Origin of the sequence: Hwanghaeella sp. LZ110 (assembly GCF_048892525.1) — a bacterium.
In the GTDB taxonomy this organism is placed as follows: domain Bacteria; phylum Pseudomonadota; class Alphaproteobacteria; order UBA8366; family Aestuariispiraceae; genus Pacificispira.
In genome coordinates this window covers 16,667-33,195 of sequence record NZ_JBLZHT010000015.1, presented here as the reverse complement: position 1 = coordinate 33,195, position 16,529 = coordinate 16,667, and the positions used below count along the sequence as shown (strand labels likewise).

Here is a 16,529-nt window from a genome sequence, read left to right as displayed (position 1 = left end):
CCTCAGCAATACACCATGCAAACCCCCAACCTCCTACCAAACCACACCCACGCGGGGTGGAGCAGCCCGGTAGCTCGTCAGGCTCATAACCTGAAGGTCGTAGGTTCAAATCCTACCCCCGCAACCATATATTCCAAACACTTAGCCCCGCTCTCACCAGCGGGGCTTCTGCTTGGGTAAGCAATAGGTAAGCAGGTGCAAATTGAATTTAGTTCTGGCCTTGGTGTTGTCTAATCATGTTGCGCGCAATAACGAGTTGTTGGATTTGAGACGTTCCCTCGTAGAGACGGAATAGTCGGACATCCCTGTAGAAGCGCTCTACGGGGTAATCGGCCATGTATCCTGCGCCACCATGAATTTGCACAGCACGGTCGGCGACCCGGCCGACCATTTCGGAACAGTAAAGTTTGCAGCAACTTGCCTCCAAGGAGACAGCCTCACCCAAATCTCTCCGACGGGCAGCGTCCATAACCATGCATTTTCCGGCATAAAGTTCTGTGCGACTGTCTGCCAACATTGCCTGAATCAACTGAAATTCGGAAATGGGCGCATTGAATTGGCGCCGGTTCATTGCGAAGCTAAGTGCATCGTCCAGAAGACGTTCCGCGGCACCAACGCAGACGGCAGAAATATGCAATCGTCCTCGGTCGAGCACTTTCATTGCAGTGCTAAAGCCCCGTCCAGCAATCCCGCCGATAATGGAACTGGCCGGGACGCGGCAGTTTTGAAAGACAACATCAGCGGTCTTGGTCCCGCGTTGCCCCATTTTACGATCCGGTAGTCCAACGCTCAGCCCAGGCGTGTTGCCTTCCACCAGGAAGGCTGTGATTCCCTTTGCCCCTTCGATTGTCCGGTCGGTTCGGGCCATTACCGTGAACAAGCCGGCGATGGGCGCATTGGTAATGTATCGCTTTGTGCCATTCAGAATGAAGTCAACTCCGTCCGGATCCGCCGATAGGCTGATTGAGGCTGCATCGGATCCTGAATCTGGCTCTGTTAGCGCGAAAGAACCAATAACTTCTCCCGAGGCAAGGCGTGGCAACCAAGTCTGCTTCTGTTGTTCTGTGCCATCCAAAAGTATTCCCTGAGAACCGATGCCGTTATTCGTTCCAATCAAGGACCGAAATGCGGGTGAGGCGCGCCCCAATCGAAAGGCAAGTTCCACCTCTTCAACCATGGTTAGGCCAAGCCCACCATACTCTTCTGGGATGGAGAGGCCGAAAAGGCCAAGGTCACGCATCTCGGATACGATGTCGGGTGGAATAGCATTGTCTTCATCGACCTGTGCTTCTGCCGGGATCAATCGGTCCCGAACAAAACGGTCGATGGTTTCTGTAATTTGCCGAAAGGTATCAGCGTCAAGTGCCATGCCGGTCTATTCCTTGATTACCGGCAGGCGCAGAAGGCCATTGCCCATTGCCTTGCCGGTTTGGTCAAGTCGCAGTGTTCGGGTTGCGCCACCACCCAAGGCACCGCGCATGATTACAACCACGGCATCGATATTGTCCATGGGGTAAATTTCCACAGCCCCTGTTATCCAGTCGCCAAACAGATCTTTCACCGCTGGCGCAGTCAGGCTGCGTAACAAGGCGGAATAATCTTCAGGGTGTTTGGCGATCACACCGACGGAGACGACGTCGCCTTTATCCCCAGACCGAACATAGGCAATGTCGCGAAGTAATGTCATGCTCATGCCTCCAGAATTTCAACTGTCTGAGAAATGTAAGACCTGGGGATCAGCGTGGACCAGACACCATAGACGGGTCTTGGTTTCATCGGGGTGCCAAAGGATGTGCCACCAGGCCCCATGATCCAAAGCTGTGCGCAGGCCCGTCGGATTTTCTCGGCTTCGGCCTTGCTTTCCGTATGAACCGCAACACGCAGTCCAATCTCCGATGGGTCATAATCTGGCATGGGGGACGCCGGTCCATGCAACATGTTGACGCCGACCAGATCAAAATGAATCGCAGAGGCCTTTAGGCCCAGTCGTTCAAAACGTTCCCCCAGCGTTTGGCGTGCCTTTTCCGCCCGATCCAGCGCATAGGGCCAGGGGAAGAACATCATGCCTTCGCCGATCCACCCATCTTCATAGCCAACGACCATCTTTAACAATTCTGGGCGCGCCGCCCCCGCCATGTTGGTCAGCCGCACCCGGTCATTGCCTTGATCGTCGATTTTCACCTTACAAAAATCTGCAATGCCGTCTGGCATCAGATAGCGGGATGGATCCCCGATTTCATAGACCAGGTGTTCCTTTACGGTAAACTCATCAACACGACCGCCAGTGCCTGGAAGTTTGGTGACGGTCGCGGATCCATTGGAGTCGAATTCGACAATTGGAAAGCCCACGCGCCCCATATTTGGCATGTCGGAAAATCGTGAGGACATGCCCCCTGTTGTCGCCGCCGCGCATTCCACAATATGGCCAACCGTGATCGCTGCGGCGATCCGGTCTGTATATGTGTCAGAATAGGTCCATCCAAATTCATGCATAACAGGGCCAACATACAGCGCGTTATCTGATACCCGCCCGGCAATCACCACATCAGCCCCTTGCTCAAGCGCAGACACGATTCCAGAAGAGTCGGTGTAAACATTTGCAGAAACAATGCGGTTTCGCAGAGCAGCAAGATCCTGCTCCCCCGTATCCATATTGGTAAGGTCGTGCCCGGCCACCAACAATTCATCCAGGCGCGGCAGCATGTCATCGCCTTCAACGACAGCAATTTTTGTGCCCGTCAATCCCAGGTCGCGCGCCAGGTCTCGGACCTTCTCCGCACCAGCCCGAGGATTGGCCCCACCGCCATTACAAATAATCGTTGTCCCGGCCTTACGTGCCAAAGGCAGCAATTCTCGCATATGGGTGGTCAGGTCGGGAACATAGCCCAAGGATGGGTCTTTTAATCGTTGGCGTTGAAGCAGCGCCATGGTCAGCTCTGCCAGGTAATCCATCGACAGATAGTCCAGAGAGCCCTGCTCCAGTAACTCTACGGCCGGGTCCAGCGCGTCACCCCAAAACCCCGACCCAGACCCCAACCGCAGTTGCTTTTTCATTCCCTGCTCCTGATCATTCTAAACGCGGGTCTATGCCTGTCGTTCGCCCACAATTTTGGGGCGTCGAGGCCTCAACAAAACAGCCAAATTCTTCATCTAAAATTGCTTGTTCAAAATGGATTGTCAACGAGTTTTTGAAATTCAATTCCGCAAGATGGAATTATTTATTGACCTAAAAGAGCACTATGCCTAGGGTAAATGACGGTCACGTATGGTCATGAAGCGGTTGGGAAATTCCGCTGGTAAAAGGGATATTGATGATGGGGGCGGATGAGCCGATTCTGTTTCGCAGTCACAATGGTATCGCCCGCATTACGGTGAACCGGCCCCAGCAGCGAAATGCGATCAACATCGCAGCGGCCAATCGCTTGACCGAGCTATGGGACTTGATTGATGACGATGACAGCATCCGCTGTGTCATACTGGATGCGGTACCCTGTGGTACGTTCTGTGCCGGGATGGATCTGAAACAGATGGCAGAGTATCGATCGGGTGGCGACGATATCCTGACCCATATGACAGACCCATTTCAGATGCGGATGCGGACGGTCACTAAACCGATTGTGGCTGCCCTTGTTGGGCACTTTGTGGGGGCTGGTTTGTTGTTGGCGATGCATGCAGATATTCGCATTGCCTTTCGCGAAGCCCTGGCCAGCATTCCAGAGGTCCGCCATGGTCGTGGAACATCCTGGATGGTCCCGATGCTGTGGATGATTCCCCAACCAATTTTGGCTGAAATGGCCCTGACAGGTGCGCCTGTCACGTCAACCGTGTTGGCGCAGTATGGATTTATCAATCATGTCTGCGACAGTATTGAGAATGTGACGCGACGGGCTGATCAGATCGCGACAGTCATTGCAAACAATGCCCCGCTGTCGGTGCGTGCCGCGAAAGCAACCCTTGCGGCGGGAATGGATCTGGGCTGTGCAGAGGGGCTTGCACGCGCCGAAGCGCTGCATGTGCCTGTCTATAAAAGCAATGATGCCAAAGAGGGGCCAAGGGCCTTTGTGGAAGGCCGTCCACCCGTTTGGACCGGCACATAACTTCAAACAGGAAGAGAAACACAGATGATCGACAATCCTTATCCGGACCTGGTCGTAGGGGACGTTAAGACATCCCGCGGGCGCACGCTGACCGAAACGGATGTTGTTAACTTCTGCATGCTGACCGGCAATTGGCTTGAGATCCATTCCAACACGGAGTTTGCGAAAAATGCTCTCTATGGCCAACGCCTGGTGCAGGGGTCTCTCGTTTTTTCCATCGTCAATGCGCTGATCCCCTTCGACTCGACGGTTGTTGAGGCATTCTATGGCATCGATAAGCTGCGTTTTCTAAAGCCAAGCTTTATCGGCGACACAGTTTGGGCGCGGTCAGAAATCACCGCGCTGAAACCAAAAGAGAATGGCGCCGGTGTCGCAACGATGGAGCTGAAGGGCATGAACCAGCGTACGGAAGTAATCTTACGCTGTGACTTCCATCTGCTCATTCGCGCGAAACGTCTCATTCCATCCAGCAGCAATCCCTTTGAATCTGAGGAGCAGTCATCATCATGAATTTCCTGAACACCGAACAGACTACCTGGCGTGAAACCGTGGATCGTTTCATGGAAAAGGAAATCACCCGCGAATACATTCGGGAGCATGATGCCGAACGCGCCTATCCCTATTCTGCCTATGAACGGATTGCCGCAGAAGGATGGCTAAGGCTTCTGATCCCAGAGGAGTTTGGCGGCTTTGGCGGGGATATCTTTGATTACGCCCTTATGTGCGAAGGCCTTGGGAAGTTTGGCTTCGACTTTGCCACCACGGTTCTGGTGCCAACCTTTACAGCGATGAACATCGTCAAATTTGGCAATGATGATCAAAAGGCGGCCTATCTGGAACCGTTTATGTCCGGGAAAATGCGGTTCTCCATCTCAATTTCTGAACCGTCGGCTGGCTCTGACGCCGCCTCAACAAAGACCAGGGCGCGCCTGGATAAGGACCATTACATCGTAAAGGGCCAAAAACTGTGGTGCAGCGGTGCCGCCGCGCGCGATGTTGTGATCGCCATGCTGGTCCGGACAGATTCCGATGTGGCAAAGCACAAGGGACTGTCTGTCCTGCTGATCCCAAATGATACGGCGGGTCTGGACATTCGCAAACTGCCGACCTTGGCGCGGCGTGCCACTGGGACCACGGAAATTTTCGTCGATGATGCGATGGTTCCCGCCAGGAACCTACTGGGCCAGGAAGGGCAGGGATGGGAAATCATCACAGACCATTTGGAATTAGAACGCATCGCAGTGTCCGCTGCCTATGTTGGAAATGCCCAAACGGCGGTCGATGATGCACTGACCTATGCCCATCAGCGGGAGCAATTTAATCAGCCAATTTTCGACTTTCAAGTGATCCGCCATATGTTGGCGGATATGCAAACGCAGGTCGATGCAGCGCGGTTGCTTGTCTACAGGGCTGCGGAACTGGCAGCACGGCATCAGCCCTGCGCGAAAGAAGTGGCGATGGCGAAGTTGTTCTCGTCAGAGACGTTGCAAACTGTTTCCCGCCAGGGGATGCAAATTCTTGGCGGCCATTCGATGCTGCCAGAAGCAGATATGGAGCGTTATTTCAGAGAGGGCATGCAATGCACAATTGGGGGGGGCACGTCCCAGATCCAGCGAACCATTATCAGTAAAGCCATGCGGCAAAGATGAGGGTGTGATGCTGTTCACCCCCCTGAATCTGCGAGAGTTAACACTTGAAAACCGCATCGTTGTGTCCCCGATGCAAACCTATTCAGCGCCACCGGATGGGGCACCGACAGCTTGGCATAGGGGCCATCTGTCGCGGTTTTCGCTGGGTGGCGCGGGGCTGGTTATGGTGGAAGCAACCGCAGTCTCGCCAGAGGGACGGTCGACCAATGCTGATTTGGGACTATGGTCTGACCCCCAAGAAATGGCCTTTCACAGTCTCGTGGACTCAGTTCACGCTTGTGGGTCCCCGGTTGGCCTGCAGATACAGCATGCCGGTCGTAAGGCCAGCACAAACGTCCCCTGGGAGGGGTTCAAGCCTGTGGCCCCGCCCCCGGACGCAGCCGTTATTGGGCCTACGGATATCGGCATTCCTGGCGGGCATATGCCGATCCCCATTCAAACGCGGGATATGGAACGCCTGATTGGGTGTTATCAGGACGCGGCGCTGCGTGCGGACCGGGCGGGATTCGATCTAATCGAAATCCATATGGCGCATGGCTATCTATTGCACAGCTTTCTATCCCCCCTGGCCAACTACCGAGTGGATGAGTATGGCGGTACCCTGGAGAACCGGATGCGGTTTCCACTGCGTGTGGTTGAGGCTGTGCGCAAGGTTTGGCCGAATGCGAAGCCCTTGTCGTGCCGGTTGTCTTGCGTAGATGGTGTTGGGATTGGTTGGTCGATTGAGGACTCAACCGTTCTGGCACAGGAACTGCTTTCGATTGGTGTGGATGTGATTGATTGCTCCTCTGGCGGTATGGCGCTGCCGCGAAAGGATATGTTGGTGCCACGCGGACCTGGCTTTCAGGTCCCGTTTGCCAAGGCATTAAAGGCCCAAACAGGGGCAACGGTAATGGCCGTTGGCGGCATTACACAGGCCATCCAAGCCGAAGATATTCTCCAGCGTGGGGAGGCTGATCTGATTGCGGTCGGGCGAGAGATGCTGGTAAATCCAAATTGGGCCGTGCAGGCCGCAAACACTTTGGATGAGTTACAATCCTGGTCTCACTGGCCGACACCCTTTGGATGGTGGCTGGCACGCCGTGCCAGACCACATTGATTATCCGACCTGTTGCACCGTCTGTCGCCGACCCTGCCAATAGCTGAATGTGGTGATTCCCAGCAGCAGTGCCGCACCGACTATATCGCTCCACGCCGCTGTATAGAATAGCAGGGCTGCGACGGTGTAGAGCGCGATGCGCTGGATCCAATCTAACCTGCTGAGCAAATAGCCTGTTGAGGCCGCCGCGATCGCCATGACGGCCAGGATCGCGATGCCCGCGTCATAGATGATTGTCAGTGCCGATCCCTCCATCAACACACCAGGTCGATAGATAAAGAGGAATGGAATGGCATATAGCGCGATTGCCAGGACAACAGCATGGCCCGATACGCGCCAGAAACTGACATTTGCAATGGATGCGGCGGCAAACACACTGGCGCAAACAGGGGGCGTGATGGCCGATAGAATGGCATAGTAGAAAACAAATAAATGCGCGTTCAATTCAGGGATGCCGAGGTTGATCACAATTGGCGCCGCAATTGCGGAGGCGAGAATGTAGGATGCGGTTGTTGGAACATCCATGCCTAAAAGGATCGAGAGAACCGCTGTCAACAGCAGCACGAAGGTCAGGTTCTCCCCAGACAGGGACAAGATAACCCCAGATACCTTTACGCCAGCGCCAGTTGCTGTCAGCACTTTCACGACAATTGCCGCACAGGCCAGCAAGACGGCAATCATCGCAATCGCCCGCCCGGCTTTATAAAGACCGTCCAGAACCTGATCGGTTAATTCCATATAGGTTGAAACCAGATTGGATACGCCGGATTCCTTCAGCGTCTTTATCGTGCGCAGGATCAACAGGCTGATCACAAGCGTCGCTACCGACGCCGCCCCAGCCAGTGTTGGTGTGAAATCCATCACCAGAAGCAGGACCAATGTGCCTACCGGCAAATACATTGGCAACGATGTGTAGGGATCAATCAACTCACGCCAGGCCGGCAGTTCCGCGCGGTCCAAAGGTTTGATTCCTTTGCGGCGGGCGTGAAAGCCGACACTGAACCACAGTGTTAAGAAATACAGCAGTGCTGGCAAAATCGCGGCTCCAGCAATCTGTGCATAGGGGATGTTCAACATCTCCGCCATGATAAAAGCACCCGCGCCCATGACCGGTGGCATGATCTGCCCACCTGCCGAAGCGACAGCTTCAATCGCGGCGGCGTAGCTCCGTTTGTATCCGGCACGCTCCATCGTTGGGATGGTCACTGGACCCATCGCCATGACATTGGCGACCGCAGATCCGGTCACGGTCCCAAACAGGGCGGAGGACGCGGTGCAGACTTTTGCCTGCCCGCCATAGCTGCGCCCTGCGATCAGGGTGGCCAGTTTAATGAAGATTTCTGTCGCGCCGGTGCTTAGCAGCAAGGCACCCAGCACGATGAAAATTGCGATCACTCGGGTGCCCATATCGGTCATGTAGCCAAACAGGGTCTCGGTCGAGGCATAGTAGGTTTCAATCAGCGTTAACAGGGACACACGGGGTGGTTGCCAGGGTCCCGAAATCAGATCATGCCCAAAATAGTAATAGGCCAGTCCTGCTAAGGCGAGGATGGGCAGGAACCATCCAATTGTCCGTCGTCCCCCCTCCAACACCAATACAATAGCAATGCCGCCTAGAATAAGGTCCAGTGTTGTCAGGTGGACAAAGAAAACGGAGATACGGTCGTTGCTCAACGCTATATGCAGGCAGACATAGTAGCCAAGGAGGGAAAGGCCAATGTTCAGGCCAACTAAACCCCAGCCTTTCCCCTCTTTTAAAAGCGCTACTGCAGCAATCAGAAATATAGATCCAAGGCCAAAGCCTAGAAACACGCCGCGTTGTATCAGCGGTTCCCTCATGCCGATAAATGCCGTGAGGATTTGAAATACGGCATAGCCGATCAACACGATCTTCAGGACAGTCTCTGCCCAAGCGATCGATCGACCTTTGGTTATCTGTTCAATCATTTCTGATGCTTTCGACCTGGATTTATCCGATTGCCTGATAGAACTCTATTGCGGCTCAGTTCGAGGATTTCCAATAGGCCATTGCGCCAGGATGAACGGCAATTCCAATGTCTTCGGTGGCTAAGATCGATTTCTTGAAATCATAGCCAGCAAGTTGCGGCCAGACTTTGATCAGGATTTCCTTTTGCTTATCAATAGATTGAGCAATGCCCTCTGCTGTTTTTTCATCCATCACAGAAAGACGCGTGGCATAGACGATTGGCACTGATGGTGTGGTGAATTCCGGGTTGTCCTTGATAAAGCCCGCTGGGATCGTGATGAAGCCAACGCCGGGAATGTTCTTGCGGATCATTGCCTGTTGTTCCGCAGAAAATCCAAGAATGCGCATGTCGACACTGGTCATCAATTCCTGCAGTGTGGCATCAACGCGATTGGCTGCCGCATATTTGCTGTAGCCGACCAATTGCTGATTGCGCACACCTTCAATTGCATCGGTAACGGTGCCATAGGTGTATTCCGGCTCAATCCCAAACAGCTTCAGGCTTTGAGTGATCAGCAATTCACCGCCGCTTCCGCGAATGCCAGGCGTGAATTTTTTGCCGTTCAGGCCACTCAGATCTGTAATGCCTGAATCGGCACGTACAGCGATATTGATGATGGAATCACTATATGGATATAGCGCGACCAAATCATCGACAGCATTGCCCTCAAAGGCACCGGTGCCCGTACGCGCCTGAACAAAGACGTCACCAGCGACGAGCCCTAAATCGATTTCACCGCGCACAAGGCGCCGCACATTGTCGACACTTGCCCCGGTTTCAACAACTGTAACCGTCGTGCCGGGCATGCCGGCTTCAATGGCTTGTGACATGCCAACTGCAATTTGATAGTGACTTGATGTTGCATTTGTAGATCCAAGGCTAAGTGTTTCGGCCTTAGCTTGACCTCCTGGCATGAGTGAAGACGTCATACCAACAATCAAAGCTGCCCCGGCCAGCAGGGACTGACATTTTGTAAGTTTCATGGATTCCTCCCAAGTATATTTGTGTGTCATCCCCGAGCATCAGTGTGACTTCCCGGGACATCCAATCAATCGCAAGGAAGTTTCCCTACAACTGACTGTTGCTGATTGTGCCTTTTTGTATCTTTCCTGCTTGGACGCACGATTCAACATAATGAATGCAGCGCCCAATTGCCCTCTTTTCAGCATCAGCACGGTGACATGGATTTATTACGCATACAACAAAATTATGAAAACTAATTCCGCACAGTGATTTTCTGTTATATGCTTATTTTGGAGCCTTGATGTGTTGTTTGGAGGAAAAGGATTTATGTCTGCTGAAGAAATTGTCCGGTTCGATTGTGCTGATGGAATTGCTACAATCACATTGAACAGGCCGGAGCGCCGCAATGCCTTATCCATCGCAGCGGTCGAACGTCTTTATGATTTATGGGAAACCATTGATGCGCGACCGGAAATTCGTGTCGTGGTGCTGACGGCGGCTCCTTGTGGCACCTTTTGTGCGGGGATGGATCTAAAGGAAGCAAGCGAGATAAAGGTTAAGCAAGGTGTTGATGTTCTGACGTTATTAAGGGACCCTTTTCATCAGCGCATGCGGGCGGTTCGTGCGCCCATTATTGCTGCAATGACGGGTCACTTCGCGGCCGGCGGATTTATGTTATCGCTGAATGCCGACATCAGAATTGGTGTGGCCGGAACATCGGGCGGGATCACAGAATCGAAGCGCGGGCGGGGGTCTCCCTGGGCTGTTCCCCTTCTATGGCAGGTGCCACAGCCTCTCTTTATGGAAATGGTTCTGACAGGAGAGCCGCAAACAATCGAACGGCTGTATGATCTTGGCTTTATCAATTATGTGGAGCCCACAGCGCAAGCTGTTCTGGATCGTGCTGCTCGGCTGGCCAAGGTAATATGCGAAAATGCGCCTCTATCCGTTGCTGCAGGCAAGAAATCCATCCTGTCTGCGATGAGCCTTGGTTGTGAAGGCGGACTTGATGAAGCCAAGCGAATATACGAACATGTTTACGCAAGTGAAGATGCGCAAGAGGGGCCAAGGGCTTTCGCAGAGAAGCGAGCTCCCGTATGGCGTGGGCGATAGACTAAACATATTTGTATTGGAACCGTTAGGGAATGGCCTCAGTCAGCGCAAAAGACCCTGTTGAAGTCGTTTCCCTGGGACGCGGGCTTCAAATATTGCGATCTTTTCGTGCCTTGGATGCACCGCTTGGTAACAAGGAAATTGCAGAGCGCACCCAACTGCCCAAAGCCACGGTGGCTCGTTTGACCTATACCCTCTGTAAAATGGGATATCTCCGGCAAATCGGGCCCCATGGACAATTTCATTTAGCCGACAAGGTGACGGGATTGGGGCATTCCCTGTTACGCACACTTTCAGTGCGTCAAATCGCTGATCCCTTAATGCAGGAGCTTGCGGATAGATTTGAAATGTCTGTGGCGCTGGGCATTGGGGATGGTGCAGATATGGTCTATCTCAACTATTGCTCTGGCCCAGAAACGGTAACGATGCGGTTGCGCGTCGGATCGTTGATTCCAATCGCGCATACGGCAATGGGGCGGTCCTATATGTGGGGATTGGCTGAGCCAGCCCGACGGCATCATATGGAGATGATCCGGCGCAGTGTCGGACCGGAAAAGGCGGACAGTGTTGAGGAGATGCTGACGGAAGAAATTCATTCCGTGGAGGAGAAAGGCTTCTCTGTTTCCTTTGGCGATTGGCGTCGTCAGATTTATGCAGTAGGCGCTCCAGTTTGGCTGGATAATGGTGAAACTGTGCTGGCCTTGAATTGTGGCACCCGGGCGATTGGTTTGGATCGGGCGCGGTTTCCAGATACTTTAGGGCCGGAACTGATATCGGTTTCTAACGAGATCAGTCACAGAATGAATCAATTGGGTGCAAATTTTTGGAGCGAATAGGCTCCACAATGAAATGGCACAGTGCATATGGTGAATGACATGAATGATCTGGATGCCGAGTTGCCCCGTGAACGAGTGCGTCGCCGCCGCAAAAGTGGTGAGATTTCAGACGATCGTGATTTTGTGAATGCCCTGGGACGCGGCTTGATTGTGTTGGAGGCATTCTCGGCATCGAACGAAATTTGGTTGAATGGCATGGAAGTCGCGGAACGCGTTGATCTGCCAAAGCCGACCACATCGCGCCTATTACAAGCGTTGCGCAGCCAGGGGTACCTCTATTATTCGCCCGGCCGTCGTCAATATCGCCTCGGCGCATCCGTGCTCAGCCTGGGCTTTGCCGCGCGTGAGCCCTTCAGTTTGGGCGATTTGGTGAAGCCTTATCTCAGAGAATTGGCTGATGAATACAATGTCCATGCATCCCTCGCCGCGCGAGATCGGTTGGACATGATTGAGCTTGAGGTTTGTCACAGCGTGAACACGCTGATGACATTGCGGTTGGAGGTCGGATCTCGCATTCCCCTGGCAGGGACGGCAACGGGGCACGCTCTTTTTGCCGCTTTGCCTGACGTTGAGAGAGACTACCTTTTCGAGCGATTGCGCGAGCGTCACCAGAAACACTGGGCCGAATTGGAAGCAAGCATCAACATTGGACGCCGTGAGGTTGAGGACGTTGGCTACACTACCGCCTCAGCCAGTTGGAATACGGATATCAATGGTGTCGCAGCGCCCTTAATCCTGCCGGGCGGCGCTTCCGTCTATGCATTGGCATGTGGGGCACCTGCGCGTCATCTGACGCAAGCCAAGCAACGAAAGATCGGTCAACGGTTAGTGGAGATCGCGCGCATGCTGGAGGAGCAATTGCGAAGTGGGGCGGGCACGCGCTGATCAAGAACGCAGCAGGCCTTTCGGGTCAACGACGTCGCGAAGCAATTGCAATTCATTGGGGGCGGGCGGGTCGGTTATCTCGACATGCTCCGGCACCAGAAGCTCAAAATCAGTCTGGGCAATCACGTGATCCACACTTATCCCCTCATGCACTGATTTCAGGCGCATGCGGAATGTCTCGGGGTCGAAATCCATCACCGCAAGAGGTGTCACACAGTATTTCGGACCATACTGCAGTCCCGCTGCATGATAACTCTCCGGGCCTTGCAGATAGCCAGGGGAGGTTATGAAATCCACCTTCGGGACGAAGGTGCGTTTCGTATGGACCGTGGTGCAGATGTAAAATCGACGGGATGTGACGGCATAGGATATATTTGCCGCCCCGGGACCGCGCATAACTGGTGCATCAATGGTTCCACCGATGTGATGCAGGTTGATGTTTCCATACTGATCAATCTGCATCCCGTTATGGAAGAAGAAGTCCAACCCGCGGTGAGAATGCGCAAACAGTTCCAAGAATGTCTCCGCAGCCTCACACGCCCCGAGAGCTCGGTCATCCAACATTGAACTCCAAAGCTGTTTTGGATAGGGATTGACGAACATCTCTCCAGCAATGGAAAGGTTGGGCGCATGCCGTAACCGGGCTAACAGCATCGCGGCCATTGGTATCGCTGCTGAGGCACCTGCTGCCCCTAATTCACCGTCGGTAAGATCACGTGATAGAAACACCGCCTGCATTTCGGCGGGTGAATAATCGGGCGCATGATCGGCGGACCGGGTCGTCATCATAATGCTTGTGCCTCCGCGACCAGTTCTTCCATGCGCGTATCTCCACCCACGGTGGTGAGATAACCTTCTTGATCTTGGGGTGCGATGACGTGCCGTTCGATATAGGCCTGTAAGTTTGCATCGCCGGTGGGGGACCCTTTTCTTGCGGCTTCGGCATAGGTAGCATAGGAATCGATATGCGCCTCATCGATGCTGTAATTCGGAAAGCTGCCCGTGGGATGCGCTCCGAATGGAATCTCTACAACAGCATCAACATAAATGCAGGGGATAGAGGTTTCTCGAGGGCGTGAGATGATGTCACCACTGGGCACGATTCGATCAACGCTCACTAATACGGTATCCGCACTGCGCGCGATCATCTGATCCGCATAGGTCATGGTTGAGAGATGACGAATGTTGCCAAACTCATCCGCCTCTTGGGCGTGCAGTAAGGCCAGCTTTGGGCGGATAGCCTTGGTCGCGAAAAGCTTCTCACCGGTAAAGGGACATGTGATCTCCCGAATTAGCGGATTATATTTGATGACATCAGATCCCTTCCAGGCGGCTACTGGTTGAAAGGGAACACCGTTCGCAGCAGCGAGAAAACCACCGACAACGGATAGAGCATCAACGCAATGTGCTGTAATTGTCCCGGCCTCAACTGCGCGTCGAAAAGACGGGCACATATGGGTTTCTAAGGTGACTGCGGGAAGGAATGTTTCTGCCACGCATCCTGCGGCAATTAATAGATCGACATCAAAACCGGAACCGGGGGAGGAGATGATCTTTAGTGCTGTGAGACGCTGTCGAATTACTTCCCGTATCAGGGCCAGCGGGCGGCCTTGTTTGAACAACCCACCGATTGCCAGCAAGTCCCCATCTTCAATGGTGTTCGCCAGAAACCCGCCAATTTCATCAAAGCGGATGCGTTTTGTCTTTCGCCCAGTGGCTGCGGTCATGCTGTCGGGCCTTTACCAAAAATCGTAGCATCTAGAACCCAGACACCATCCCCCGCCTTCCCCACGCCGATGGGATTGATTTCTACACCTTGGAAATCAATCCCCAAATGCGGAGCTAAGGCGGCAAAGGCCTCTATGAAATCAACAAGGGCGTCCACGTCCAGTGCGGTGCGTCCCCGCATGCCATGCAGAATGCGGCTAATTCGACAATTGTTTATCATGTCGACAATCTCTGTCCGGTCCAGCGGCAGCAATCTGGTCGTCACATCCTTCAACAATTCGGTATAGATGCCCCCAGCGCCAAAGGTCAGGACCGGTCCAAATTCTGGATCAATGCTTAAGGCAAGAAATACTTCGGTTTGTGGGCGAACCGTCTCACTGATCAGGAAACCTTCCATGGAAAGTCGATGCTTTTGCGCGCTGGCATTCATTTCCTGCAGTCTCTGTCGCAAGGCCTCTTCATTCGGCAGGGCCACCGCTACCAGTCCATATTCGGACTTATGAACAACCCCTTCGGCCATGCCTTTCAGGGTGATTGGATAACCGATTTTTTGGGCCTCTACGCACAGCGCGTCATGATCATTTGGCGCCAGGAAGGCTTCTGCAGGAAACGAAAATCCTAAAGATTTCAGGTGGCGTTTGCTGTCGGCTTCATTTCGGGCTTCATCATTGATGGTTGGTGCCCCCTGAATGCTCAGTTTGGGTAACCCTTCCCGAATTAATCTTGATGGGGTGGCGCGGGCCTCAGCAAAAGTGGAGGCTGCGACGACGGCGGTGGTAAAGCTGTCAATGCGGCTGAATACTGGAACACCTTGTTGGCGAAGCGCTTTTAGTGCATCTGCATTGAAAATTTCAGCGGGCCATACGACGGAGATTGGTGCGTTGCCACCCTTTTCCTTGCGCCAACGGGCCATTGCATCGGCAACGGCATCGCTGACATCTTTAGCCCAGGGGGCAACGATTGGTGTATTGGCGATAGTCACCGCATCAAACGCCGGGTCATCCAAGAAGGCGTCAAGGCAGGCTGCAAAGCCACCTGCGCGGCGGAAGGGAGTACCCGCAATATCGACTGGATTTTTGACGGATAGAAAGGGGGGGATGTCCTGTCGCATCCGCTCGATTGTTGTCTCATTTGGTGCGGGCAGGGTGACCTTGCCGGTTTCTTCCAGCGCATCGGCCAAACAGCCACCCAACCCGCCTGATAGGGTCAGTATCCCAATGGCTTTTGCTGGTCTGGATTTCACCAGGTAATGCGCTGTGGGCAAAAGATCTTCGATGGAACGAACATCAATCCAGCCTAGTTGCCGCACAGCAGCATCATAAGCCCCACGGTTACCAATTAGGGCCCCCGTATGGCCTGCGGCAGCTCGCCTTCCCGCATCGGAGCGTCCAGTCTTGTACAGCACGATGGGTTTATTGGCGGCCAGCGCCTTTTGTGCGGCGGCAACAATTTTTGGGGTTCGACGAAAGCCTTCGACATATAATGCGATTGCAGATGTGTTAGCGTCTTCGACCAGGAAATCGATGTAGTCCCCTAGATCGGTGACCGCCTCGTTCCCTGTGGAAATCAGATAACTCAATCCGATGCCGTCGTGAATTGCGTGTTCCAGCATGGCGCTGCCCAGGGCTCCGCTCTGAATTACCAGTCCGACCTCGCCTGATTGGGGCAAGCCTGCTGTAATACGACTGGTTGAACTCATCGCGATGCGGCTGTTGAAATTGACATAACCGGTGGTATTGGGCCCCAACATTGCCGCGCCATAGGATGTCACCAGATCGACAAGTTGCGCTTGCAACGCAGTGCCCGCCTCGCCAGATTCGGAAAATCCACCTGTAATCACCAGGAAGGCCCGGGTTCCTAATGATAGACCTTGTTCGATTGTCTGATAAACATCGACCGCTGGGACGGACACGACAACGCAATCTGGTACTTCAGGCAGGTATGACAGATTGGTATATGTCCCCTGTCCATCAATTGTTGTCTGCTCTCGTGTGATCAGGTCAATGTGATGTGGATATCCGTGTAACCGCAAGTGATCGAATATTGCCCGACCACCAACTTGAAAGGTTGCCTTCTTGGTGGAGACACCGACGATTGCTATGGATTTTGGATTGATAAGGCTTTCTATAGACACGGCTTCATCTTTACATTGTTCAGTCTGGGAAGGCTTA

At 53.6% G+C, this 16,529-nt stretch carries 15 protein-coding genes and 1 tRNA gene; 8 read left to right on the top strand and 8 right to left on the bottom strand.

From position 1 onward, the window contains the following. Positions 1–50 precede the first annotated feature (50 nt). Positions 51–127 (top strand) — tRNA-Met (locus ACOSDM_RS19765). Positions 128–208: 81 nt separating this feature from the next. Here ACOSDM_RS19765 and ACOSDM_RS19760 read toward each other — a convergent pair. Genes ACOSDM_RS19760 through ACOSDM_RS19750 form a run of 3 tightly spaced genes read right to left on the bottom strand, consistent with a single transcriptional unit; the run spans position 209 to position 3,054 of the window. Further along, positions 209–1,369 carry an acyl-CoA dehydrogenase family protein gene (locus ACOSDM_RS19760; protein ID WP_420726265.1) on the bottom strand — a complete coding sequence of 387 codons (1,161 nt, stop codon included), beginning with the start codon at positions 1,367–1,369 and terminating at the stop codon, positions 209–211. Between the two features lie 6 nt (positions 1,370–1,375). Further along, the gene (locus ACOSDM_RS19755; RefSeq protein WP_420726264.1) at positions 1,376–1,687 is read right to left on the bottom strand and encodes an AtuA-related protein; all 312 of its coding nucleotides are present in this window, start codon (positions 1,685–1,687) and stop codon (positions 1,376–1,378) included. A gap of 2 nt (positions 1,688–1,689) precedes the next feature. Continuing rightward, complete coding sequence (locus tag ACOSDM_RS19750) at positions 1,690–3,054, bottom strand: acyclic terpene utilization AtuA family protein (RefSeq protein ID WP_420726263.1); 1,365 nt, start codon at positions 3,052–3,054, stop codon at positions 1,690–1,692. A 257-nt stretch (positions 3,055–3,311) separates the two neighbouring features. Between ACOSDM_RS19750 and ACOSDM_RS19745 the strand changes: the two genes are divergently transcribed. From ACOSDM_RS19745 to ACOSDM_RS19730, 4 genes are read left to right on the top strand one after another with little or no spacing between them, the layout of a single operon-like run. After that, positions 3,312–4,097 carry an enoyl-CoA hydratase/isomerase family protein gene (locus ACOSDM_RS19745; protein ID WP_420726262.1) on the top strand — a complete coding sequence of 262 codons (786 nt, stop codon included), beginning with the start codon at positions 3,312–3,314 and terminating at the stop codon, positions 4,095–4,097. Positions 4,098–4,121: 24 nt separating this feature from the next. Further along, a complete protein-coding gene (locus ACOSDM_RS19740; RefSeq protein ID WP_420726261.1) occupies positions 4,122–4,607 on the top strand; it encodes a MaoC/PaaZ C-terminal domain-containing protein in 486 nt (161 codons plus the stop codon). After that, complete coding sequence (locus ACOSDM_RS19735; protein ID WP_420726260.1) at positions 4,604–5,746, top strand: acyl-CoA dehydrogenase family protein; 1,143 nt, start codon at positions 4,604–4,606, stop codon at positions 5,744–5,746. Before ACOSDM_RS19740 ends, ACOSDM_RS19735 begins: the two co-directional genes overlap by 4 nt. A 7-nt stretch (positions 5,747–5,753) precedes the next feature. Further along, positions 5,754–6,845 (top strand): NADH:flavin oxidoreductase/NADH oxidase, encoded by a 1,092-nt coding sequence (locus ACOSDM_RS19730; RefSeq protein ID WP_420726259.1) that lies wholly within the window; start codon positions 5,754–5,756, stop codon positions 6,843–6,845. Here ACOSDM_RS19730 and ACOSDM_RS19725 read toward each other — a convergent pair whose 3' ends face one another. Together ACOSDM_RS19725 and ACOSDM_RS19720 are read right to left on the bottom strand one after the other, a co-directional pair. Further along, on the bottom strand, positions 6,846–8,792 hold the full coding sequence (locus ACOSDM_RS19725; protein WP_420726258.1) for a TRAP transporter permease: 1,947 nt from the start codon (positions 8,790–8,792) through the stop codon (positions 6,846–6,848). 55 nt (positions 8,793–8,847) lie between these two features. Further along, complete coding sequence (locus ACOSDM_RS19720; protein ID WP_420726257.1) at positions 8,848–9,816, bottom strand: TAXI family TRAP transporter solute-binding subunit; 969 nt, start codon at positions 9,814–9,816, stop codon at positions 8,848–8,850. A 307-nt stretch (positions 9,817–10,123) separates the two neighbouring features. Here ACOSDM_RS19720 and ACOSDM_RS19715 point away from each other — a divergent pair, with 307 nt between their 5' ends. Genes ACOSDM_RS19715 through ACOSDM_RS19705 form a run of 3 tightly spaced genes read left to right on the top strand, consistent with a single transcriptional unit; the run spans position 10,124 to position 12,630 of the window. Next, complete coding sequence (locus tag ACOSDM_RS19715; RefSeq protein ID WP_420726256.1) at positions 10,124–10,909, top strand: enoyl-CoA hydratase/isomerase family protein; 786 nt, start codon at positions 10,124–10,126, stop codon at positions 10,907–10,909. A gap of 32 nt (positions 10,910–10,941) precedes the next feature. Continuing rightward, entirely contained in the window at positions 10,942–11,745 is an 804-nt protein-coding gene (locus ACOSDM_RS19710) for an IclR family transcriptional regulator (protein WP_420726255.1), read from the top strand. A gap of 27 nt (positions 11,746–11,772) precedes the next feature. Further along, positions 11,773–12,630, top strand: coding sequence for an IclR family transcriptional regulator (locus ACOSDM_RS19705; protein WP_420726254.1), 858 nt, complete (start codon positions 11,773–11,775; stop codon positions 12,628–12,630). Here ACOSDM_RS19705 and ACOSDM_RS19700 read toward each other — a convergent pair whose 3' ends face one another. Genes ACOSDM_RS19700 through ACOSDM_RS19690 form a run of 3 tightly spaced genes read right to left on the bottom strand, consistent with a single transcriptional unit; the run spans position 12,631 to position 16,492 of the window. Further along, on the bottom strand, positions 12,631–13,419 hold the full coding sequence (locus ACOSDM_RS19700; RefSeq protein WP_420726253.1) for a CoA-transferase subunit beta: 789 nt from the start codon (positions 13,417–13,419) through the stop codon (positions 12,631–12,633). Continuing rightward, the gene (locus ACOSDM_RS19695; RefSeq protein WP_420726252.1) at positions 13,416–14,357 is read right to left on the bottom strand and encodes a CoA transferase subunit A; all 942 of its coding nucleotides are present in this window, start codon (positions 14,355–14,357) and stop codon (positions 13,416–13,418) included. The genes ACOSDM_RS19700 and ACOSDM_RS19695 overlap by 4 nt, the downstream gene beginning before the upstream one ends. Further along, on the bottom strand, positions 14,354–16,492 hold the full coding sequence (locus ACOSDM_RS19690; RefSeq protein ID WP_420726251.1) for an acetate--CoA ligase family protein: 2,139 nt from the start codon (positions 16,490–16,492) through the stop codon (positions 14,354–14,356). Before ACOSDM_RS19690 ends, ACOSDM_RS19695 begins: the two co-directional genes overlap by 4 nt. Between the last annotated feature and the right edge of the window lie 37 nt (positions 16,493–16,529).